The sequence below is a fragment of the Fulvivirga aurantia genome (assembly GCF_009711475.1).
In the GTDB taxonomy this organism is placed as follows: Bacteria; Bacteroidota; Bacteroidia; order Cytophagales; family Cyclobacteriaceae; genus Fulvivirga; species Fulvivirga aurantia.
The window spans coordinates 221-741 of record NZ_SMMD01000152.1 but is presented as its reverse complement, the minus strand read 5'-3'; the positions used below and the strand labels follow the sequence as shown (position 1 = coordinate 741).

At 36.3% G+C, this 521-nt stretch carries 1 pseudogene; it reads right to left on the bottom strand.

Annotation, left to right across the window (positions count from 1 at the left end):
* Positions 1 to 410, bottom strand: a pseudogene (locus tag E1176_RS00435) (hypothetical protein); the annotation flags it as partial.
* Positions 411 to 521: the final 111 nt, after the last annotated feature.

The window sequence follows — 521 nt, the reverse complement described above, 5'->3', positions numbered from 1 at the left end:
GTTTGACTGTCTGTATTTGCCAATGCAGATAAATCTACAGAGACTCCACCTTCAAACTCAAGCGTATTTGTAGTAGTATTAAAAGAAGCATTGACTGATGTAACACTTCCCAGGCCTTCATTCCACCTTCCATTATTCCAGAAAAAAAACTTACCTATTGTATCATCAAATACCACCAATCCATCATCGGCAGGTGAAACACAATTGATATTTTCTCTTTGGGCAGTAGAAAGTTGAGGTAATAAAAATCCTTGATTTTCACCTGGCGATACCAGATGCAATACGGCATTTTGATTGGGTTTGGTAGTACCAATACCAACGGCCCGTTGGGCATTTGTTGACGTGAATGTCAGAAAGACAAACAGCAAAACGGTAATCGATATAGCTTGAAGCTTAGTTGGTTTTAACACTGAGATAAATTTTAGATTGCAATCCACTGCTGGCAGTAGTATGTTGTATACATTGAAAAACACTTTGGAAACTGCTTTAATCTTAAACTATAAATTTTATAATGTAATATA